The organism is Ligilactobacillus sp. MP3 (assembly GCF_024436335.1).
GTDB lineage: Bacteria > Bacillota > Bacilli > Lactobacillales > Lactobacillaceae > Ligilactobacillus > Ligilactobacillus salivarius.
In genome coordinates this window covers 161,095-183,827 of record NZ_JANFQI010000003.1, presented here as the reverse complement: position 1 = coordinate 183,827, position 22,733 = coordinate 161,095, and the positions used below count along the sequence as shown (strand labels likewise).

The following is a 22,733-nucleotide window of genomic DNA, read 5'->3' as shown; positions in this document are numbered from 1 at the left end:
TCGAGATATTTCTCTTTCAAAATTGCTTTTCTTTGTATCTAAATTATTACTTTTGTTCGTTTGTAATTTGGGTATTTCCAGCCACTGTACTGATTTGTCCAGTTGCACCTTCGCTCTTAGCCTTATCTAAAATAGCTTGCATAGATGTTTGTTGCCAATTTCCATTATTATCATAAATGTATACTTGGCCATCTTTTACAGTGTAAGTCAATGACTTATCACCATAACCATCTTGCCAATACATTTGATAATAAGTATCCCCACCAGTTGGTAAAGCAGGTGTTCCCATTTGAGAACGAGATGCTTTAGTTACACCAACTTTAGAGTTTGCTGATGGTTGTCCGTCTGTTTTAGCATAGTTTCCTGCATACCAACCTGTTAGTGCAGCTTGTTGTTGTTCTGTTAACTCATCTGCAGAGGAAGCCAATGCTTTACTACTACTGCTACTACTATCTGGATTAACTTTTTCACTATCTACGCTAGATGACTTGCTAGACTTAGATGTGTTATCTGCAACATCTGCATCTTCAGCAAAAACTGCCTTAGCCTTAATTGCACTCTTCTTATGAGATTTCTTTACCACAACGCTACTTTCATGTGCAGAAGTCTGTGCTTGAGATTCGGCACTCTTATTGCCACATGCAGCTAATGTTCCCACTAAGAGTACACTACTAAAAGTAACAATTAATTTGTTTAATTTCATTTTATCCTCCAAATCTACCTGTCAAAACTTCATTACTGATTAGCAATACCATTTCTAATTAACTCTAAAGGATTCAACCATGTACCATTATTGTTAAATGAGTTGGCAATAGCTCTCATAATATTCTTTTCACGAGTTATACCTAAGTGTAAGTGTGATGTATCACGATAACCAATTACATCACCTGTATTGATTTGTTGACCAACGCTTACCTTGATGTTACCACGATTGCTGAATGCTTCTTGGTAAACAAAGCTATATTCGTCTGATTGAACAACAACATAGTTTTCCAAACCAGCAATATAACCAATTTGTGTAACGACACCACTGTGTACAGCATGAACTGAAGAACCAGGGTGATCATAAGAACCAAAGTCCAATCCATCATGGAATCCATTCATACGGAATTCTCCACCTGGATTTACACCAAATAATTGAGCACCTGTAAAGCTACCTTGACCTACAGATGGGAATGGCCATCCCCATGTATCTTGTTTCAATGTACCATCAGAATTAAAAGTATAGTTCTTACCATTGATGTTAACAGTACCTGTCTTCATAGCACCTGTGAATGTATCAAAGTAATATTTCTTTCCACTAATATTTTGCCAACCATATTGCATTTGACCATTTGAAGCATAGTAGACTGTCTTATTTTGACCATATGGTGCTAAATTACGAAAACCTGTTTGCATTGCTCCTGTTGCCATATCGAATAAATACCAATGACCATTAATATTTTGTTGTCTATACTGCATTTGGCCATTTGAAGCATAGTAAACTGTTTTATTTTGACCATAAGATGATAAATTTTGGAATCCTATCTTCATTGCTCCTGTTGCTCTATCAAATAAGTACCAATGGCCACCAATATTCTGTTGACCGTATTGCATTTGACCATTTGGTGCATAGTAAGCTGTCTTATTTTGACCATATGGTGCTAAATTTTGAAATCCAGTCTTCATTACACCACTATTTTTGTCGAATAAATACCAATTATTATTGATATTCTTTTGACCAAATTGTTTTTGACCGTTATTAGTATCGTAGTAGTAAACTTTTCCATTTACACTTTGGAATCCTACTTGTACTTTATTATCTTTCAATAGGTATTTATTCCCATCAATATCAACTTCACCAGAAGCTAATAAATTACCTGTCTTTGGATCAAAGTTATAGCTTTTACCATTAATTACAAACTTGCCAACAGCCTGCTTACCATCATTAGCAAAATATTGTAATGTCTTAGACTCCTTATTATATACTAAGCCTTTTGCCATAGATCCCGTTGCTTTATCAAAGTAATATCTACTTCCATTAATCGATTGAACACCATATTGCATTTGGCCATTTGAAGCATAATATACAGTCTTATTTTGACCATATGAAGATAAATTTTGGAATCCTGTCTTCATTGCTCCAGTATCCTTGGCGAATAAGTACCAATGACCATCAATATTTTTTTGACCTGTTTGAAGAGCACCTGTCATTTTGTCAAAATAAAAATTATTATTATTGATGTTCTGCCAACCATATTGCATTTGGCCTAACTTAGTCTTATCTTCACTGTAGTAAACAGTTTTATTTTGATCCGAAATATTGGTGAATCCTACCGACATTTTGCCAGTCTTTTTATCAAAATTATACCAATTTCCATTAATTCTTTGTTGACCATAGAGCATCCAACCATCTTGATTATAATAAACAATTTTATCTTGACCATAATTCTTTAAATCCTGGAAACCACGTTGCATTGCTCCATTATTGTCAAATAAATACCAATGATTATTAATATTCTTTTGACCTGTTGCCATTGCTCCAGTTGCATTATCAAAATAACGTGTAGCATTATCTACCCACTGCCAACCATATTGCATCTTACCATTAGAATCATAATGGACTGTCTTATCTTGATTTGCTATCTTCTGAAAACCAGTTTGCATTACACCTTGATTATTAAATAAGTACCAACTACCGGCGATATTTTTCTGTCCCGTCGTCATTGCACCACTAAATTTATCAAAATAATATTTACTATTATTAATATTTTGCCAACCATATTGCATCCAGCCATCTTGGTTGTAATACACAGTCTTATCTTGACCATAATCCTTTAAATTTTGAAAACCACGTTGCATTGCCCCATTATTATCAAATAGATACCAATGATTATTAATATTCTTTTGGCCTATTGCCATTGCCCCAGTCGCATTATCAAAATAACGTGTAGCATTATTTACCCATTGCCAACCATATTGCATTTGGCCATTACTTGGTGCATAGTAAACTACCTTATTTTGATCCTTAATTTCTTGGAATCCTGTCAAGTTCTTACCAGTATTGTTATCTACTAGATACCAGTTACCGTTGACATTCTTTTGGCTAGCATTATCAGCAGTATTTACTGGTGTTTCTACTTTAGGTTCTTCACTCTTTTGTGTAGTTGAACTTTGGGTAGAACTACTTTGTTCACTATTGTTAACTACTTGAGTATTTTGCTTTTGTTCGGAAGTAGTTGCTGGTGTAGCAGGTGCAGTAGCTACTTTATTTTCTGCTACTTGTGTAGTTACATTATTATTTGCTGGAGTTGCTTGTTGTACAGGGGCACTTTGAGCTTGTACAGTTACTGGTGTAGATTGCTTTACTTCTTGATTTGCAGAAGTTTGTTGAGTAGTATTTGCAACTTCGTTTGACTTAGTTTCTACACTTTGATTATTTTCAACACTTGCTTGTTGACTGCTATTTTCTTGATTAACAACTGTCTTTGATTCTGTATTTTGTGTTGCCTGTAATGTTACTTCTTGCTTATTAGTTTGATTATCATTATTGCTATCTGTTTGAGTTTGAACATTAGTATCAGCCATAACTTTAGGGTTATGGAAACTAACGCCCATTGCCAATCCTAAGAAAACTAAAGGTGCTACAACCCAGTTTTTACCGGCTTTATACATCTTATAACGTTTTTTTGTTTCGTAATTCTCCAAGAAAAAACGTCCTCCTTTTTCTTATCTAAACTTAAATTCTTTCTAAACTTATGTAGCTATTCCTATAAGAGCTTACAGGAATACTTTCTTATTATACTTTATGCAAATATCAATCTCAATATTTACCAAAGTTTGTATTATTTCTTTAGGTTAGTGTTACATTGTTGTCATAAAAATAGCAATCCGTATTATTTAACAGATTGCTACTAAAAAATACTATTTTTTTATCATTTTAATTTTGCTTAGAATTGTAGGCCTTAGTATTAGAAGTACTATAGCATAGACTGCTATCCCTATAATAACTTCTAGCCCTGTATACATGATTCCTTGTAGATTCATGTCTTTTGGTTTCCAAAGTAACTCTAGATAATAAACTGGAACAAACATTACAACTCCAGATATTAGATATTTAATAAAATTCTCAAACATCTTTTTCAAATCGACACTATTTCTAACTACCCACAATTGATAAGCTGTAACTGCTAATTCTGATAACACAGTAGCCCATACAGCTCCATATAAACCCCAGAAATAAATAAATGGGAAGTTAAGAATAATATTAACAATTGCTCCAAATACTACTGACACTGTAAATGATTTTACTTTATTGGTAGGTAAAAGATATTGCGTTCCTACAACATTACTCCAACCTATTAGAACAATTACTATTGATTCAATCATTAAAGCTAAACCAACTGGGCCAAAACCAGGTCCATAAAACATCGTACCTAAATACTTTGATACAGCAGCTAAACCAAACATCATCGCAATAGCTAAACAGGATACAAAATCAAAAGAATTATATAATAATTCATTTACTTTCTTAGTTTTTCCTTTAGCAAAAGCATTTGATACATGAGGCAACATAACTGTTCCGGTTGCTGTTACTAGACCTAAGACAACCTTAACAAGAGCGTCAGATTGGTTATAGAATCCGGCAGAAGTAGCTCCAGCAAAAATACCTAGCATATTTTTGTTCAAAATCAAATAAATTTGCGTCGCAATTTGTGGAACAAACAATGACACTGTTGGGATAAAATGTCTTAGTGGATGCAACTCTTTGATGCTTATCTTGGTTAATAAAATTCTTAGATGAGGCCATAAAGTTAAATTACCGCCAATTAGGGATATAGCTAGAATTACAATGTATACACCTACATCACTAGCGTCTCTAACAAAAATAAAAATCATCGCTAAAGATGCTAATTTTACCATTGTATTTCTGATAACGGTTCTTTTGAAATCTTCAATTCCCATATACAACCAAGAAATATCTATTGCGGCTGCAACAATATTCAAAGATTGTAATATCATGTACCAATAATACTTTCGGTAAAATTGAATAAATAGTGCAAATAAGAAGAAAGCAACAACTGTCATTATTACTTTAAGAATTTGAATTTCCCAAAAAGTCTGAGTCATTTTTTTCTTATCTTCACGTACATAAGCTATCTCACGATTACCATAATAAGAAATACCAATACCCGCAATTAATACAAACCATTGGATTAAAGAGTTAGTATATGAATTAATCCCTACCCCTTCTGGTTTTAAAACACGTCCAATATAAGGACCTGTTATCAATGGTAAGATTAAGGCTAAAATATTATATCCTGCATTGTAAAGATAATTTTTGATTACCTTCATAATTATCCCTCAAATTCATTCTTAACAGTTATTAAAGCTGCTCCTATAACTTGATCCATATTGTAGTAACGATATTGTCCTAAACGTCCACCAAATATTACATTTTCAGTTTCTTTACTTGCTAGTTCTTGGTATTGCTTGTAAAGACTGTTATTTTTACTATCATTTACTGGATAGTAAGGTTCATCGCCACGTTTCCAATCGGCAGGATATTCACGCGTAATAACTGTCTTACCTTTTTCACCTTTACCAAATTCAAAATGCTTGTGTTCGATTATTCTAGTATAAGGTGTTTCAGCATCTGTATAATTTACTACGGCATTACCTTGATGATTATCTTCATCTAATACTTCTGTTTCAAAGCGTAAACTTCTATATTCTAATTCTCCAAGTTTGTAACCGAAGAATTGATCAATCATGCCTGTGAAGACAACTTTATCGTATTCTTTTAGATATTCTTCTTTACGATCGAAGAAATCTACCCCTGTTTCTACAGTGATATTGTCATGATCTAACATCTTTTCAACAATTTGTGTATAACCACCAATTGGAATACCTTGATATGTATCATTGAAATAGTTGTTATCATAAGTTAAACGTACTGGTAAACGACGGATGATAAAAGCTGGCAATTCCGTAGCTTTACGTCCCCATTGTTTTTCTGTATAACCCTTGATTAATTTTTCATAAATATCTGTTCCAATTAATGAAATAGCTTGTTCTTCAAGATTTTCTGGTTTCTTGCCATTAAGAACTGCACGTTGTTCTTCAATCTTAGCCATAGCTTCTTTAGGAGTTACAACTCCCCAAAGTTTATTAAATGTGTTCATATTAAAAGGTAAGTTATAAATTTCACCATTATAATTAGCTACTGGACTATTAGTATAACGATTAAATTCAGCAAATTGATTTACATATTCCCAAATTTCTTTCTTAGAAGTATGGAAAATGTGTGCACCAAATTGATGAACTTGAATGCCATGTACTTCTTTTGTATAAATATTTCCAGCAACATGGTCTCTTTTTTCAATAACCCTTACTTTATGTCCTCTTTGAGCAGCTTCATGTGCAAATACTGCACCAAAAAGGCCTGCCCCTACTACTAAATAATTTGTCATCTAAATCCTCCATCAATAAATATTCTATTTAAGTAATCTAATTTGAAATTCTATGTCACATTATACCCTATATTTTTTACTTTTTCCTTAAATATATAGCGATTTAACAAATAATAATAAGTCATGATATAATAATTTAAAATTATAGCAATAGGAGTTATGTATTATGCAAGCAATACTTATACTTGCTCATAAGAATATTGACCAAGTTACTAAATTGGCAACTATTTTAAATAATAATTTTGAAGTTTATATTCATTTTGATAAAAAGATGAATATTCCTAAAAATTATAAACAGATTCTTGATAAAAAAAATATTCATTATATGTCTAAAATAGATGTTCACTGGGGAAGTTGGAGTATAGGCGCTGCTACTGTACTGCTAATGAAAGAAGCGCTTAAAAATCGTCAAATTGAATATATTCATGTTATTTCAGGTCAAGATTGGCTTACAGATACTTCTCAAAATATTTATGATAGATTTAAAAATGACGATAAAATTTATATGACGTATTTTAAGGCTACTGAAGTTAAAAAAGCTGGTGAACCTACTATTTGGTGGCAAAAGTATTATTTTAATTACGATAGAATTAATCGTCGCTCAACATTTGGTAAATTCTATCATCGAGGATTGTTACTAGTTCAGACTCTATTCAGAGTTAATAAGCTGAAAAAATTAGGAATTGATTTAGAAATATACTCTGGTGAAAATTGGGTAGATATGCCTAGAGATGCTGTTGAATATTGTATTAGTTATTTAGATTCTCATCCTAATCTTCTAAAAATGCTTCAAACTGGTTGTTTTTCTGACGAATTTTGGATGCAAACCATTCTCTGCAATTCCCCTAAATTTAAACAAAGAATTGTTACAAATCATCACCGGTATATTAAATGGCAAAAACAACATGGAAGTTATCCAGCTATTCTTGATATGTCTGATTTTGATAATATTATTAATGGTGATTATATTTTTGCTAGAAAATTTGACGGTCCATATTCCAAGGATTTGATAACTCAACTTAATAGAAATAATAAATAGAGAGGCTGGTTAACCTCTCTATTTATTATCTATTAGATTTGATACTGCCTTTACAATATAGTAACCAATTTTTAATTTCTCACTTATTAATCGAGCATTATGCCTCAAATTCAAATACTCCTCTTCAGTTAGTGAGCCAAGTCTATCTTGTAATTGTGCTAAACTTTCAACTACAATTCCGGCTTGATGTTTACTTACAAATTCTGCCAACGCTGCTTCTTCCCAAATTATCACTGGTAAACCTGAACTTAAATATAATGAAACTTTATGGGGATTATTATATTTCATATACTCACCATAAACACCATTACATTCATCTATTCTATTTCCATCCCATATTAAACCAAAGTTTTCTTTTAAATGTTTAGGTAATTCTTCCGGTGCAAATACACCCTTATAGCTTACAGTATTAGGATATTTCTTCTTAGGATTAGGCCCATACACATCTATTGGATAAAATTCATTAACTAAGAAATCAGATTTTTGTAGATTTCCAGCATAACACAGTGTCTTTTCATAACTATTGGATTCTGGTGCTACATTTTCCGTTAAATAATCAAATATTTCTAAATTAGATATCTTAGTTTTTACACCATTTTCTCTTAACCATTTTGTCATTGTTGAATTATGAGAAACAAGCCCATCTGCTTTATTTAATCTATTTATTTCTTCTACTAGATAGTTAGCGTCATTTTTAAACAACCTCAAAGACTCTAAATCATGAATTATATAATAAACTTTTACATGCGAATCCAACAAAGATAATATCTTTTCAGTAACTACAGTTGAATATATAGGGTATTGGATAAAGATATTATCTATTTTTTTATTTTTTAATTTTTTAGGTATGTCCCAATTTAAATACTTAATCTTATTAATTTTAGAAGAAATAGTATTATTTAAACTAAAATAAAACTCTATATTTTTAAAACTTAGTTTTTCACTTAAAATTTTACTTATATCTCTTTTGGCTTTTGGACCTGCATTATATTCAGTCTTATCATAAATTGATAATAGATAATTATTCATAATAATAAACCTTTCACTGATTATTTCTATAATTGCTTAATCAAGTTCTGTAAGGCTGTTTTTAAAAAATAACCCTTTCGCATTTTTTTGGATAAATTAACAGCATTAGAACACATTATTTTATACTCATCTTCATTAATATTATTTAGTTCGGTATTCAAACTATTTAAATTACTAATCAAGATACCTACTTTTACATTCTTTACAAACTCCGCTGTCGCTGCTTTAGACCAAATTACCACAGGAATACCTGAACTTAAATACATTGACAATTTATGAGGATCATTATATTTCAAATAATTCCCCAAGGGACCTGAACAAGTATTTATTTCATCTCCATCCCAAACAAGTCCAAAGCTTTCTTTAAACTTTAATGGCAGTAAATCTGGAGAAAAATTTCCTACATATTTTATATTATCAGGGTAATCAGATTCCTTGTTAGGGCCATACACATATATATTGATATCACTAGGTATCTTTTTCAAAAATTGTACCTTATCTAAATTACCTGCTAATCCAACAGTTCTATTATATTTCCCTATTTCCCTAATAGGTTGTGGGTTGTCATAGTCCCAGATACACATATTCTCTATAGGAGCTTTAACTCCTTTGCTTCTGAGCCATTCTGTCATTTTAGCATTTAAAGAAATTATTCCGTCTGCTCTTTTTAAAAGCCTTAATTCTATTTCTTTTTTTCTATCATTGTCAGATTCACTCCAATATCTAAGTGTTTCAATGTCATGTATAATATATACTAATTTTGCACCAGATAAATTTTTTACATATCTTGTTATTAAATCTAAAATTGTCCATGTTCCTGTTGGAAATTGTACAGCTATAACACCTGATCTAATTCTCATAAGGACAAATGGCAACTTAAATAGTACATATAGTAATTTTTTTACCCTACCTGCAGGAATCTTTATAGCGGTAAATCCTTCTTCATTCAAAAAAAGTTCTACATCTTTCTTTGCTTTTACTCCACCAGTATTATGTGCACTATCTTGCCATGATAAAATATATTTCAAACTATTTTTCCTTTCTAACTAAGTCTGTCATCTTTGAAGTAATCTATATTAGCAAAGCTAGCTAAAAATACAAAATTAAATGTGATTTCTATTAAATGCTGATCTATTGCTGAACTTGCTATAATAAAGAATAATGCAATCGCCAAAGAAAATTGCTTATTTTTAACAAATATTTTCATATCTCGTAACATCAAACATATCAAAATAATATATACGATTAATCCTTGCATTAATAAAACTCTGACTAGTGACGAATCTATATAAAAATAATCAATAATTTTTTTATGAATTCCTCCCCAGCCATTTTGATAAACATATTGTCCATATAGTGTTACATTATAATCATTAAATCCTCTGTTAGCTAAATCCAATCTTCCTGTTAGTGCACTATTTAGTTTATTCAATATTGATATTTTAGGATTGTAAAAATATGCCAATAAAATATTAATAGCTATAAATCCTAAAATAAGCAAATTAAAAATATATGGCTTAATCATAGACATGAGTATAACTATATATTTATAAAAGCTCAAACATATAATTAAAAGTATCATCAATATTAAATCCAGTTTTGTATCAGTTACTATATATGTTGTAACTGTAATAGCTATAATTGACAAATATTCTGGTAAAGTTAGTTTGAATTTCTTTAATACAGCGTATCCCACCATAAGATGAAATATTCTTGCTGCTAAATCGCTAGGATAAACTGAACCCAAGGCTAACCTTAGTGCACTTGAATTACTTCTTGTTATAACAATAGCAGGAATCACATGTATTAATGCAAAAATAGCCGTTACTATGATTCCACCAACTAATACTATTATGTAATACTTAAGAATTTTTCTGAATTCTATGTTTTTTGCTGCAAATATCAAAAATGCATAATAATAAAAGTTATAGTCAAAAGAATTTTTACCTGCCGCAAACAATATAATTAGTAGTAAAACTATAGTTAATTTATATAAATTAGACTCGTTATCAAATATTATAATTTTAATAAATGCTAATATTGATGATATTGTCAATAAAAGAAAACTAACCGTTCCATCTACTGTAAACATTGTTCCACCCAAATATTGAGTAATTATATAGATAAAAAAAGAAGCAAAAAATAAGTACTCAGAAACTTTGGGTAATTTAGTCTCCACTTTCAATCTCATATTATCAATTATAGATTCTTGATTCATCTCTTATTACCTTCCTATCGTGAAAATAAATATCTATACTTAATAAAATTAATAGACTTAATGAAAATGCTACAATGTATAGATATTTCCTAGGATAAGTATACTCAACACTTATCGATCTAATTTCTTTAGTATTGCTGATTTTTATAAATCCATTTTTACCAATTTTATAAGTTTTTTTCTTATTGTTTACTTTTACCGTGTAGTTTAAGCTTTTATACCCATATACCGGAAGAACAATACTATGATAATTTCTTCTTTCTAGTAGTTTAAATGATACACTTTTATATGTATACTTTAACTTTGCAGGTATTTCTTTATGTCCAGCTCTTAATTGGTTATTTAATATAATTTTTTGTATATCTGCGGATAAATTTGCTCCATTAGTATTAGGAGCTACTGTTATATTGTTAGGTCCGTAATCTGGAACTATATTTCTTGTTATTTTATCACTATTAATTCCTGATGACTGCAATTTAACCCAATCATTTATGCTTAATGTTCTACTTTCTTTATTAGTTAATGGAACTAAATTTTCACTAGTAGATCTATAAAAACCAATCCACAAATTGCAAGCAACTAGTATAGATACTACAAACGTCCAACCTAAAATTAGTCGACTTACTTTTTTACTATAATTTATAAGAATTAATAATAATGGTACTATCCCTGTAAACACAATGAATCTCCATCCTGTATTTTGAATACTACTAAGAATCGGCATTTTCTCTAGTAAATTCCAGGGTGCCAAATCCGAACCCAATACTATTAACAATAATTCTATACATATATATGGCATCAAAATATTTATCTTTTTCTTATTTATACTTAGTGCAAATACCATTAGTAGTATAATTGAAACTATGCTTAAATATTCTCTTGAATCCCATGTAGCTTGTACAAACAAATCTATAAATTTTATAGCTTCTACGTTTTTATATGAAAAAGCTGGATGTAAATGCGAAGCAGAAATTATGCAATACCTATAAAGTATTGGTAAGGAAGTTAGTAATAAAATCATCGATGACAACAGTAAATTCAATGCTCCATAAGCCTTATATTTCCTCCAATTTGTCATCATTACTATTACTAAAGATATACAAACGACCAAATACAATACAAATATACTCATTAAATGAGAATATATTACTACAGTACTTAATATAGCAGTTTTTACGACTAATCTTTTATCAATATGCATACTACAAACTAAATCTTTAAAATTTATTACTATAGGCACCAAAAAAATACAAGTTATTGCCACTCCTACTTGTAATTCAAAATAATAACTTTTTAACACTATTCCAGATGTACAATATATACCAGCAGCAAAAGCACTACTAACAATATCATATCTTTTACTCAAAGTTTTAAATGTTACTACGTATGTAAGAATACCAATAATCATCCTTATACATATTATTTGTTGTACAGGATCTAAGAAATTAGTTACTAGTACTAGTGGCCATAAACTTATATCAGGATACATACCATTTATTGGTTGTCCAACATGATGGAATGTTAGAAAATTACTCCAACTAGGCAACGTTCCATTAGATATAGCATCTCTTACTTCAAAAATTCGTTGTGCATGAAAAAAAGTATCTGCTCCACTAACTATGTATTTAGACTTAAGATTAATATATGTTGTTACTATGTAAAAAATAAAACAAATTATCGATATCATATATACCATTATCTGTTGTTTTCCATATTTCAGTTTCATTTTCTTTAACTCCACATCTTATCTTTATGAAAATCAGCTATTTTATTTAATTTAATAAGAAAATTATCCCACGAAATTGCTAATATTGTTAACAGTACTGGTAGATATTGAATTAAATATCTCGATCTTCCTCCCTCAAAAATCAGTAGAAATATAAAACCGCCTATTAGTGATAGCTTAAGAACACTTTGATACTTTCCTGTACTGAACATTGTTAAAAATAATACTGCAATTCCCAATGTCCATATTCCTTGAGCTATATATTTATAATCATCTAAATATTTTCCATCAGGATAATACACTTGTTGTAAAGATGACCTAGCTTTTCTAGTAATAAAATTTCCCTCTTGTAACCATCCAAATGTTCCATCAGATGTATTTAACTGTTGTTTCAAAATTAAAAACTTAAGATATCCCCCTACACCATATCCTTTCAATGTCTTTTTTATTTCTCTAACAGAGTAATCAACCCTATCTTTCTTATCTTCTAGGGAATACATTTTCATATCATCTTCGAAGTTATATTTTCCTTCACCTTTCATACCAATATTTACATAATGCACGATTGGTACAGATCTACCAGGAATAATATTAATAACACTCTGATTATTAATTATATATCTTCCAGAAATATATGTTCCAACTCCTCCCAATAAACAACAAATAAAAATTAAATAATCTATCTTTTTTAAATGAAATTTCCTATCTATTACACGAGTAAGTTCATAAATAATTATTGCAAAAAATGGTATTATTGCAGATGGTTTCAAAAAGTATGCCATTATTGCGCATATCGACATTAAAAAAGAAAATAGTAAAATCTTTTTATTTTCTCTTTTTATTAAGACATATAATAATAAGTATCCTGATACAAAGGGTAATACCCAAGTATCTGTATAAGGTACTATAACCATCGGAAATAATAAAATCCATATACAATTAATCACAATAGATGTATTAACTAAATTTCTATTTATATTTTTGATAATTAACACATTCAATACAGCTGATATATCAACAAAAAGGGCTGATATATACGCTAAATTCATCCAAGTTAATTTCAAGTTACTTATTTTTAATATATAGTGTTCCATTAACAACATACTAATATTGTTAGGATATACACTAAAATACCCTTTTAAATATGTCGTAACATGTTTATTAGCTTCAAAAATGTGATCTGGATCAAACCCATTTGGAGTTAATCCAATTCTTGTAGCTATATTCTCCACTAATATTATTTGCATACTAATTGTCACTAATACAAATAATATTGTTACTAGTCTATTAATCTTAATCTTATTACTAAATAATAAACATAAAAGTATAATTATTGTAAATAATATTACTGTAAACTTAACATTTACTATTGAAAAATTTATTGATCTTATTGAACCTAACAATGTTATAGATATAAGGATTGCATATATAAATAAGGTTAGCTTTTCTAAATAATTTCTTATCAACTATTTTCCCTCTATTTCCAACTATTTTTTATTATATAAATAATAATACCTATCCACATTATTAAAGATACTGCATAACTTATCAAGTCCACTATGCTTCTTTGATATTTAATAGTAATCTTACCATTATTTACTAGCTTTGTTTCTAGAGTATTTCTTTTAGATTTAGTAACTTTTAATTTTTTATTTCCTTGATAAATTACATAATTTCTATAAAAACTAACCGGGACGTCTACTATTATATTTCTTTTAAACATTTTACTACTATAGGTCACTTCTCCTGGAGTTGATTTTATCTCTGTCAGTCTAATATGTTTACCATCTATCACTGCTATGTGCTTTTCAATGTCATCCAAATACTTTTTAGCTTTTTTAGGTGTATATTGATCTATATATTGATTACTTTTTATGACATCACTACTATTATTAAATACTACTAATCCACTATTCTCTAACTTAAATTGATAGACACTCGAACTCCAAAATGCAAAAATAGCAGTTATCACACTTATAATAAATACCAACTTTGATCTTTCTCTTGTGAAATATATACTTTTAAACAAATCAATCAGTTCTGCTCCAACAAAACTAAACATTAGCGTCGGAATTATTAATAGTCTAGATGGAAACTGTATCACAGAAATTGGTGTATTTTGTAGCCATTCCCAAGGAAATAGTTTTGTTGAAAATAAAAAGAAACATATTCCTATAACTAAGCATAACTTAGCTAATTCACTAATTTTTTTCAAGTATATTAATCCTAATAAAATTATAATTATAGAAAATATACCCATACTATATGTAAAACCAGTCCTATTAATACTATTATCTAGTGCACTTAAAAATAAACTATTAAAACTACGTGCAGTTTCAGCTAAAATCCAAGGGGATGGTTTTGCGTATTTTTGTGTTAACTCTTGTTCTAAAAATGGCCCAATAAATGCCATCGAACTAATAACTGCTATAACACCTACAATAAGCAAATTAAATGTCTTTTTCACCTTTTCATCAATAAATATTAAACTTATAATCCAAATTAACATCATTGTAATAAATACTATTACTGCACTTAATACATGTGTCATTAATATTAATGAAAAACCTGCTACTAAATATACACCGTCTTTGCTATTTCCTTTTAAAATAGCATAGAAGCCATAAAAACATAGTGGAAGAAAAGTCATTGCTATATATTCACCTAAAGCAAAACGACTATAGGCATCTATCGTACGATATATCGAAAATGCGTATAATACTGACGCAACATATGCTGCCAACCTACTTTTATTCAACTTTCTTACAACAAAATACATTATACATAGTGTTAATAATGTATATAATGCAATTCCCATGTATATTCCTGTAATCTGATTCTTAAACAATGTACTTATCAATGCTATCGGTATCAAAGTAATTTCAGGATAGAATATTCCTAAAGGAAATGCTACTTGTCCAAACGTATAAGAATATATATAAGGTAAGAAATTACCTACTTCAATATTTCTTTTTACTTCTATTATTCTATTTATGTGATACCACGCATCATCACCCATATAAATATTACCTGTAATTAACAAAGGACGTATATATAGATAACTCAATACACAAAATGATAAAAAAACTCCAATATTAATTATCATTTGTTTTAAATAATGCTTATCTCTTATCATTTTTCTGCTCCTGACTTTTAACTTCTGAATAATCATCTTCTTCAAGAGTATATCTCGGTCTTTGTTTTACTTCTGTAAATATCTTACCTATGTATTCTCCAATGATACTCAAACAGATTAATTGAACTCCACCTAATACCCAAATTGAAACCATCAGTGAAGACCAACCAGCATTTACATGACCTAAAATTTTTTGAACTATTGTATATACAAACAAAATAATACCTATAATAACCAATAACAATCCTAAATTCATTATTAATTTAATTGGAACTGTAGAAAAAGAGGTAATTCCATCCATCGCAAATTTTATCATTTTCTTCAAAGGATATTTAGAAGTTCCCGCAAATCTTTCCTTGCGTGCATAGTATACTTTATCAGATTTATATCCAACCAATGGTACCATCCCACGTAGAAATATATTTCTTTCGTGGAATTCCAGTAATCCCTCTACCGCTCTTTTACTTAACAGTCTATAATCTGCAGAGTTAGGAACCATATTCACACCTAACATTTCCATTAACTTGTAAAATGCTAATGCTGTTCTTCGCTTAAAAACAGTATCTGTTTCTCGACTATTTCTAACCCCGTAAACTACATCTACTCCTTCATGATATTTTCTAACCATTTCAAAAATTGCAGTAACATCATCTTGTAGATCCGCGTCTATTGTAATAATCATATCTGATTTTTTTACTGATACTGTCATTCCTGCAATAAGTGCATTCTGATGTCCATAATTTCTACTAAACTTTATACCAGTTACATGCTCATTAATCTCTTCATACTCTTTTATTAATTTCCAAGTATCATCTTTACTACCATCATCTACAAATAGTATTTTGCTATTTTTATTAACTAACTTATCTTGTATTAACTTATCAAGTATTTTTCCTAATTCTTTTACAGTTTCAGGTAAAACTTCTTCTTCATTATAACAAGGGACTACAATAGTTAAATAGTTTTTATTAAGCATAAATAGTCCATTCCTTTCTTATTAAAATACTTCCTATTACTTTTAATTTCACTAGTTGATAATACCACATACATAGTAAAAAAGCATGCTTACTCAAACATGCTTTTGTCTTTATTTCCATTAATACGCATCATTAGAGAATAACACAATCTTTACTGTTAAAAAGATCAAATATAAATCATAGAAAAATCCACTCTTTTGAATGTATTCTAAATCTAATTCAACCATTTCAGAAAAGCCTACACTATTTCTAACTGTTGCTTGCCAAAGTCCTGTACAACCAGGGACAACTAACAATCTTTGCTTATCATATTCAGAGTACTCTGCAACCTCACTTGGCAAAGGTGGACGTGGCCCCACTAAACTCATATCACCTTTAAGTACATTTAAAAGTTGTGGTAGTTCATCAAAACTATGTTTACGAATGAATTTACCAATTTTTGTGATACGAGGATCTTCCTTCATCTTGAACATTGGACCTTCTACTTCATTTTGAGATTTTAATTCAGCTAACTTCTTATCTGCATCTACAATCATTGAACGAAATTTATACATTTCAAATTTTTTACCATCTTTTCCAACTCTAGTTTGAGTATAGAATACAGGTCCCTTGTCTTCATTATGAATCTTAAATGCTATGTATAAAAATAGCGGTGATAGTACAATTAATCCTACTAAGCTAGCAAGAAAATCAAATGCTCGTTTGAAAAGATGATAGATGTATCTTTTATTAATATTTTCTCTATCCAGTTTCTTCATGCTAACCGTTCCTCCAATTTTTTCCATTAACGCATTCTCCTCATTTTTTATTAACTCCAAAAATTATATCATTGAACTTCGACAAAAACTTAACAAAAAGTTAACATTATTCATTCAAAGCCGATTTTAATTGGCTAACTACCTTATCTAAATTACTTTGTGGCACAACTTCGTAAGATACCCCATCAATCATTCTACTTTTCCCTTGTAATTGAACTTGTTCAATCTTAGAAGCAGAACCATACTTAGTTGCAATTGCCTTCATATCATCAAAAGTCAAGTTAGTTTTCATATTACTAGAAATTGCATTCAAAATTGATTGATACTTAGTAATACTTCCAATCGTTGCAATCTTCTTGACTAAGGCTTCAAGTACCATACGTTGACGTAATTGACGGCCATAGTCACCACGTGGATCTTCATATCGCATACGTGTATAAGCTAAGATGTTATCCTTGTCAATAGTTACAGTTCCTTTTTTAAATTTTTTGTGTAAATTAGTAAATTCTAAATCATTCTCAACCTTAACAGGACCTACTGCTGCAGAAAGTTCTTCCAGACCTTTCATATTCATTTCAACATAGTAATCGACAGGAACATCTAAATAACTTTGAACAATATTAACTGCACCTTTTGTACCTTCATATGAATAGGCAGCATTAATCTTATTATTATATCCATATCCTGGAATTGCTACTTTAGTATCACGTGGAATACTTACTAAAGTAGTCTTCTTTTCTTTAGGGCTAACTGCTGCTAACATCATAGTATCTGAGCGTCCACGATATGTACGTCCATATTCTCCTGTATCAGTTCCCAAGATAAGAACTGTAAATGGTTTACCATTATTTAAATCTGGTGTATTACGTAATTTATTTGTCTTAACTTGCTTATATGTACTGTTAGCTGACTTTTTAGCATCAAAATACATCTTACCAAACAATGCAACATCAGCAACTATAAATAACCCAATAACAATTAAAACCCATTTCCAAATTTTATGTCTTTGCCAAAATGAGCGATGGTGATGATGCTTATGATGACTGTGATTTCTATTTAACTTTTCTTCTTCATTATTCATTTTCTACTCCCACTTTCTGTTAAAAGAACCAGAATTTCTTCTTTTTCTGAATTGGTGTATAGTCTCTAGCTACGACATACTCACCGTTAATTAGATTTTCAGCATTTTTCTCAAATTGTATTGCTTTTTGTTCACCAAAATCTTTAGCAATCTGATCTAAAGCCTCACTTAATACAAACTTACGTCCCTTTAAAGTATGTGCATCCGACGCAACAATTTGAACTAAATTATGTTCAACCAATGTATGCGATATTTCAGCTACATGTGAGCCAAAACCACCAACATAACTTGTAGCTGTAACTTGTGCTAAAGCCCCCGCTTTAATAAAATCATACAACATATTTAAATTATTCTGAATTTCATGATTACGTTCTGGGTGTACAATAACTGGAATTGTTCCCTTTTTCTTTAGATTAAAAATCATGTTCTCGGCATATCTAGGAACCCCATCATGTGGAAATTCTAATAACATGTATCGTTTATCTTCATCTATTCCTAGCAAATCATCATACTTATCTAGAAGTTCTCCATTAATATGTACTTCTTGACTTGGAAAAACTGTTAAATTTATTCCTCGCCTATCTAACTCAGCTTGAAACTCATCAGCAAGTCTAATAACATCTTGTGCATGATTAGTATAATTACGATCAAGATGATGTGGAGTAGCTAAAATATGTGTAACTCCATCAGCAACTGCTTCTTGTGCTAATTGCAAAGAATGTTCTAAATCTGGAGAACCATCATCAATACCTGGTAAGATATGACAATGTAAATCTACTATTTTCTCAAAATTCATATTAATAATCCTTTTCTGATAATTAAATAATATAAAAACACATATATTATACCAAACACTATCCTTAAATTCATTACAAGCAAATAAAAAATCGACAATAATTGTCGATTCTTAAAGAATTTATTTTTCTTTTCCGTATCCATAGTAACCATAATAACCATCTGTAGAAGCATCTACATCATTTAATACAGCTCCTATAATATGAGCATTAACATGTTTCAATAAATCCACAGCTTGACGAACACCCTCTTTTTCCGCAAATCCTTGACGAACAATTAGAATTGTTCCATCAACTTTAGCTGATAAAAGTTGAGCATCAGTTACAGATAAAACTGGAGGTGCATCATAGATAACTAAATCTAACTTTTCTTCCAGTGCTTCACGTAATTTATCCATACGTTTAGAACCCATTAATTCAGATGGATTAGGAGGAACAGGCCCAGCTGGAATAACAAAAAGATTATCTACAGTCGTTTCATAAATAACATCATTAATATCAAATTCTCTATCAGTTAAGAAATTGGTCAATCCTCTTGGATCAGCTATACCAAAGGTAGAAGCAATCGTTGGTCTACGTAAATCCGCATCAACTAACAAAGTAGATAAACCTTGTTTAGCAAAAGATGCAGCAATGTTTGCAGCCGTAGTAGACTTACCCTCAGAAGCAACAGAGGATGTAATCATTAAAGATTTATACTCTGTATCTGCACTGGAGAATGTAATATTCGTACGAATGGTATTAAATTGTTCAGTATCTACAGATGTTGGTTTTGCAACTGTTACTAAATAGACACCTTTTTCCATACTATTATTATCTAACTTTTTTTTCTTCTTAAATAATGCCATGTCTCTTATCCCCCTTTCTAAACTCTACGTCGACGAGGAGTATCAAACTCTTCTTCGCCATTATCATCAGAGATTTTATTTCTAGCAATAACCTTAACTACACCATAGTCGTTATCATTAATGTCTAAATGATAAACAGAACCTATGTTGGTTAAGCCTAGTTCATCAGTTAAGAAACTACTATTCTTAACAGTTTTATCGGTAAGTTCTTTAATAAAAGCAATTGCTATTCCAACAAATGCACCTATTACTACTCCTGCTAAGGCAAATACCTTTTTATTGGGTGACACTGGACTATTATTAACTTTAGCATTAGATACAATTGTAACATTATCTACCTGCATCATCTTTTTAACTTTTTTTGAAAACACTTTACCAATTGTATTTGCCACATCTGCAGCAACATAAGCATTTTTATCAGTCACAGTCACTGTTACAACCTGCGAATTGGTTTGATTTGTTACCTTGATAGAATTTTCTAAAGTACTTACATTTCCCTGATAGTTATCTGTGCGTTTAACTTCTTTAAGTACTGGAGCCAAAATAATTGGCTTTGTCAAAACATCCTTATATGTATTAATAGCCTGTAAATCAGCTTGTTGCGTTGTATATTGTACCTGCTCATTACTTGCTTTTTGATTAACTAAAATATCAATACTAGAACTATACTTAGGCTCAACAAGTAAAAACACACTTCCCAAAGATATTATTAATCCTAATACTGCCCAAATAATAATGGATATCATGTTATTTTTCAAAACAATAATTAGATGTCTTAAATCAATAATCGTTTCATCGTCTTTTCTACTCATAATCTTCTCCCATAAATAAAATCTACAGGCTTAATAATAATTTATTTTTGTCTATTTTGTCAATATACTATTGACTTATTTGTTGTTACTTGATGTAACAAAATTAGTATTTATTTTGCAAAAATATACTTTATATGCTATTTTATTACTTAAAAGCAATACTATTGTTAATAAAAATAACAAAAAGGACGAGATTTTATAACTATGAAACAATTATCACTCTCTAAATTAGCTGAAATTATTATTGCTAATAGAAAGAAAAAATCATTAACACAACAACAACTTTCTGATGTAACTAATATAAATAGAGCAACTATTAGTAGAATAGAAGCAAAAGATTTTATTCCTTCTATTCCTCAATTAGAGAGCCTTAGCCAGGCACTAGATTTTGATATAACAGACTTATTCATTGAACCACTTAACACAGCTAAAAAAACTGAAACTTTATCTAATATAAAGATAGCTGTAGCTGGTACAGGGTATGTAGGCCTTTCAATAGCTACCCTTTTAGCACAAAATCATCAAGTAACTGCGGTAGATATTGTGCAAGAAAAGATTGATTTAATAAATAATCGTAAATCACCTATTCAAGATGAATATATTGAAAAATTTTTGGCTGAAAAAGATTTAAACTTATCAGCTACGTTAGATGGTAAAAAAGCTTATAAAGATGCTGATTTTGTTATAATTGCAGCACCTACTAACTATGATAGTAAACGCAACTATTTTGATACAAGTGCTGTTGAAGCTGTAATAGAACTTGTTATGGAAGTCAATCCTAATGCTAATATGGTTATAAAATCAACTATTCCTGTAGGCTATACAGAGCATATACGTAAAAAGTATCAAACTAATAAAATTATCTTTAGTCCTGAATTCTTACGTGAATCTAAAGCTTTATATGATAATCTTTACCCAAGTAGGATTATTGTTTCTACTGATAAAAACGATCCTGAAATTGTCAAAGCTTCTCATGATTTTGCTTCATTACTTCAAGAAGGTGCTATTAAAAAAAATATAGACACACTTTTCATGGGATTTACTGAAGCTGAGGCCGTAAAATTATTTGCTAATACTTATTTAGCTCTTCGTGTCTCTTACTTCAACGAATTAGACACTTATGCTGAATCAAAAGGTCTTAATACTGAAGAAATTATCAATGGTGTTTGTCTTGATCCTAGAATTGGTTCTCATTACAATAATCCTTCTTTTGGTTATGGTGGATACTGTTTACCAAAAGACACTAAGCAACTTTTAGCAAATTATAAAGATGTACCTGAAGATTTAATCGAAGCTATTGTAAAGTCAAATTCAACTAGAAAAGACTTCATAGCTGACCAAGTTCTTCAAAAAGCTGGTTATTACTCATACAGCTATTCAAATAACTTTAACCCACAAGAAGAAAAGCAAGTCACTATTGGAGTTTACCGTCTCACAATGAAATCAAACTCTGATAACTTCCGACAATCATCTATTCAAGGTATCATGAAACGCGTCAAGGCCAAAGGTGCTGAAGTCATTATCTATGAACCAACTCTTAAAAATAATACTACCTTCTTTGGAAGTAGAGTTATCAATGACATAAATGAATTTAAAAAATTAAGTGACTCTATTATTGCGAACCGTTATAATAGCATTTTAGATGATGTAAGAGATAAGGTTTATACTCGTGATATTTTTAAACGTGATTAAAATTATTTAATTAGAAGAGTGATATTTATGATACTCTTTGAAGAAGATTCTAAATTTTATTGACCTGATAAAGATAAAAGTATTTTTGATAAAAATACGAATAATACAGTAAATATAAAATGGAGAGGGAATACTCGCATATTTGAAGATTATAAAGAATTAGCTTACGAT

General features: G+C 30.0%; 18 protein-coding genes. 2 read left to right on the top strand and 16 right to left on the bottom strand.

Annotated features, from left to right (window positions below):
* Positions 1-46 precede the first annotated feature (46 nt).
* From NOU10_RS03805 to glf, 4 genes are all read right to left on the bottom strand, one after another.
* Positions 47-703: a hypothetical protein gene (locus NOU10_RS03805; RefSeq protein ID WP_255906043.1), complete on the bottom strand. Its 657-nt coding sequence runs from the start codon at positions 701-703 to the stop codon at positions 47-49.
* A gap of 32 nt (positions 704-735) precedes the next feature.
* On the bottom strand, positions 736-3,687 hold the full coding sequence (locus NOU10_RS03800) for a KxYKxGKxW signal peptide domain-containing protein (RefSeq protein WP_255906042.1): 2,952 nt from the start codon (positions 3,685-3,687) through the stop codon (positions 736-738).
* 216 nt (positions 3,688-3,903) lie between these two features.
* Positions 3,904-5,334, bottom strand: a complete 1,431-nt coding sequence (locus tag NOU10_RS03795; RefSeq protein WP_255906041.1) for a flippase — start codon at positions 5,332-5,334, stop codon at positions 3,904-3,906.
* A gap of 2 nt (positions 5,335-5,336) precedes the next feature.
* Complete coding sequence (gene glf, locus NOU10_RS03790; protein WP_255906040.1) at positions 5,337-6,452, bottom strand: UDP-galactopyranose mutase; 1,116 nt, start codon at positions 6,450-6,452, stop codon at positions 5,337-5,339.
* A gap of 166 nt (positions 6,453-6,618) precedes the next feature.
* Between glf and NOU10_RS03785 the strand changes: the two genes are divergently transcribed.
* Positions 6,619-7,491 carry a beta-1,6-N-acetylglucosaminyltransferase gene (locus tag NOU10_RS03785; RefSeq protein WP_255906039.1) on the top strand — a complete coding sequence of 291 codons (873 nt, stop codon included), beginning with the start codon at positions 6,619-6,621 and terminating at the stop codon, positions 7,489-7,491.
* An 18-nt stretch (positions 7,492-7,509) separates the two neighbouring features.
* On the opposite strand, the gene NOU10_RS03780 is transcribed toward NOU10_RS03785, so the two are convergent.
* The 12 genes from NOU10_RS03780 to NOU10_RS03725 form a co-directional block, all read right to left on the bottom strand.
* Positions 7,510-8,520 carry a galactofuranosyltransferase gene (locus tag NOU10_RS03780; RefSeq protein WP_255906038.1) on the bottom strand — a complete coding sequence of 337 codons (1,011 nt, stop codon included), beginning with the start codon at positions 8,518-8,520 and terminating at the stop codon, positions 7,510-7,512.
* 26 nt (positions 8,521-8,546) lie between these two features.
* A complete protein-coding gene (locus NOU10_RS03775) occupies positions 8,547-9,548 on the bottom strand; it encodes a beta-1,6-galactofuranosyltransferase (protein ID WP_255906037.1) in 1,002 nt (333 codons plus the stop codon).
* A gap of 14 nt (positions 9,549-9,562) precedes the next feature.
* Positions 9,563-10,738 (bottom strand): polymerase, encoded by a 1,176-nt coding sequence (locus NOU10_RS03770; protein ID WP_255906036.1) that lies wholly within the window; start codon positions 10,736-10,738, stop codon positions 9,563-9,565.
* On the bottom strand, positions 10,716-12,464 hold the full coding sequence (locus tag NOU10_RS03765; RefSeq protein WP_255906035.1) for a hypothetical protein: 1,749 nt from the start codon (positions 12,462-12,464) through the stop codon (positions 10,716-10,718). The genes NOU10_RS03770 and NOU10_RS03765 overlap by 23 nt, the downstream gene beginning before the upstream one ends.
* Positions 12,465-12,469: 5 nt before the next feature.
* Positions 12,470-13,930 carry a hypothetical protein gene (locus NOU10_RS03760; protein ID WP_255906034.1) on the bottom strand — a complete coding sequence of 487 codons (1,461 nt, stop codon included), beginning with the start codon at positions 13,928-13,930 and terminating at the stop codon, positions 12,470-12,472.
* Positions 13,931-13,941: 11 nt separating this feature from the next.
* Complete coding sequence (locus NOU10_RS03755; RefSeq protein ID WP_255906033.1) at positions 13,942-15,600, bottom strand: 6-pyruvoyl-tetrahydropterin synthase-related protein; 1,659 nt, start codon at positions 15,598-15,600, stop codon at positions 13,942-13,944.
* Entirely contained in the window at positions 15,587-16,576 is a 990-nt protein-coding gene (locus NOU10_RS03750) for a glycosyltransferase family 2 protein (RefSeq protein WP_255906032.1), read from the bottom strand. Before NOU10_RS03750 ends, NOU10_RS03755 begins: the two co-directional genes overlap by 14 nt.
* A 120-nt stretch (positions 16,577-16,696) precedes the next feature.
* Positions 16,697-17,362: a sugar transferase gene (locus NOU10_RS03745; protein WP_255906031.1), complete on the bottom strand. Its 666-nt coding sequence runs from the start codon at positions 17,360-17,362 to the stop codon at positions 16,697-16,699.
* Positions 17,363-17,441: 79 nt separating this feature from the next.
* Entirely contained in the window at positions 17,442-18,416 is a 975-nt protein-coding gene (locus NOU10_RS03740) for an LCP family protein (protein WP_255906030.1), read from the bottom strand.
* A gap of 19 nt (positions 18,417-18,435) precedes the next feature.
* A complete protein-coding gene (locus NOU10_RS03735) occupies positions 18,436-19,212 on the bottom strand; it encodes a tyrosine-protein phosphatase (RefSeq protein WP_255906029.1) in 777 nt (258 codons plus the stop codon).
* A 120-nt stretch (positions 19,213-19,332) separates the two neighbouring features.
* Positions 19,333-20,058 (bottom strand): CpsD/CapB family tyrosine-protein kinase, encoded by a 726-nt coding sequence (locus tag NOU10_RS03730; protein ID WP_255906028.1) that lies wholly within the window; start codon positions 20,056-20,058, stop codon positions 19,333-19,335.
* A gap of 17 nt (positions 20,059-20,075) precedes the next feature.
* Entirely contained in the window at positions 20,076-20,870 is a 795-nt protein-coding gene (locus NOU10_RS03725) for a YveK family protein (protein ID WP_255906027.1), read from the bottom strand.
* 204 nt (positions 20,871-21,074) lie between these two features.
* Between NOU10_RS03725 and NOU10_RS03720 the strand changes: the two genes are divergently transcribed.
* A complete protein-coding gene (locus NOU10_RS03720; RefSeq protein WP_255906026.1) occupies positions 21,075-22,562 on the top strand; it encodes a nucleotide sugar dehydrogenase in 1,488 nt (495 codons plus the stop codon).
* Positions 22,563-22,733: the final 171 nt, after the last annotated feature.

Excerpts from the sequence above, each read along its gene's own strand:
- NOU10_RS03805 (WP_255906043.1), bottom strand. The coding sequence starts at position 703 with ATGAAATTAAACAAATTAATTGTTACTTTTAGTAGTGTACTCTTAGTG.
- NOU10_RS03780 (WP_255906038.1), bottom strand. The coding sequence starts at position 8,520 with ATGAATAATTATCTATTATCAATTTATGATAAGACTGAATATAATGCA.
- NOU10_RS03740 (WP_255906030.1), bottom strand. The coding sequence starts at position 18,416 with ATGAATAATGAAGAAGAAAAGTTAAATAGAAATCACAGTCATCATAAG.
- NOU10_RS03735 (WP_255906029.1), bottom strand. The coding sequence starts at position 19,212 with ATGAATTTTGAGAAAATAGTAGATTTACATTGTCATATCTTACCAGGT.
- NOU10_RS03785 (WP_255906039.1), top strand. The coding sequence starts at position 6,619 with ATGCAAGCAATACTTATACTTGCTCATAAGAATATTGACCAAGTTACT.
- NOU10_RS03770 (WP_255906036.1), bottom strand. The coding sequence starts at position 10,738 with ATGAATCAAGAATCTATAATTGATAATATGAGATTGAAAGTGGAGACT.
- NOU10_RS03730 (WP_255906028.1), bottom strand. The coding sequence starts at position 20,058 with ATGGCATTATTTAAGAAGAAAAAAAAGTTAGATAATAATAGTATGGAA.
- NOU10_RS03745 (WP_255906031.1), bottom strand. The coding sequence starts at position 17,362 with ATGGAAAAAATTGGAGGAACGGTTAGCATGAAGAAACTGGATAGAGAA.
- NOU10_RS03720 (WP_255906026.1), top strand. The coding sequence starts at position 21,075 with ATGAAACAATTATCACTCTCTAAATTAGCTGAAATTATTATTGCTAAT.
- NOU10_RS03750 (WP_255906032.1), bottom strand. The coding sequence starts at position 16,576 with ATGCTTAATAAAAACTATTTAACTATTGTAGTCCCTTGTTATAATGAA.
- NOU10_RS03755 (WP_255906033.1), bottom strand. The coding sequence starts at position 15,600 with ATGATAAGAGATAAGCATTATTTAAAACAAATGATAATTAATATTGGA.
- NOU10_RS03765 (WP_255906035.1), bottom strand. The coding sequence starts at position 12,464 with ATGAAACTGAAATATGGAAAACAACAGATAATGGTATATATGATATCG.
- NOU10_RS03795 (WP_255906041.1), bottom strand. The coding sequence starts at position 5,334 with ATGAAGGTAATCAAAAATTATCTTTACAATGCAGGATATAATATTTTA.
- glf (WP_255906040.1), bottom strand. The coding sequence starts at position 6,452 with ATGACAAATTATTTAGTAGTAGGGGCAGGCCTTTTTGGTGCAGTATTT.
- NOU10_RS03725 (WP_255906027.1), bottom strand. The coding sequence starts at position 20,870 with ATGAGTAGAAAAGACGATGAAACGATTATTGATTTAAGACATCTAATT.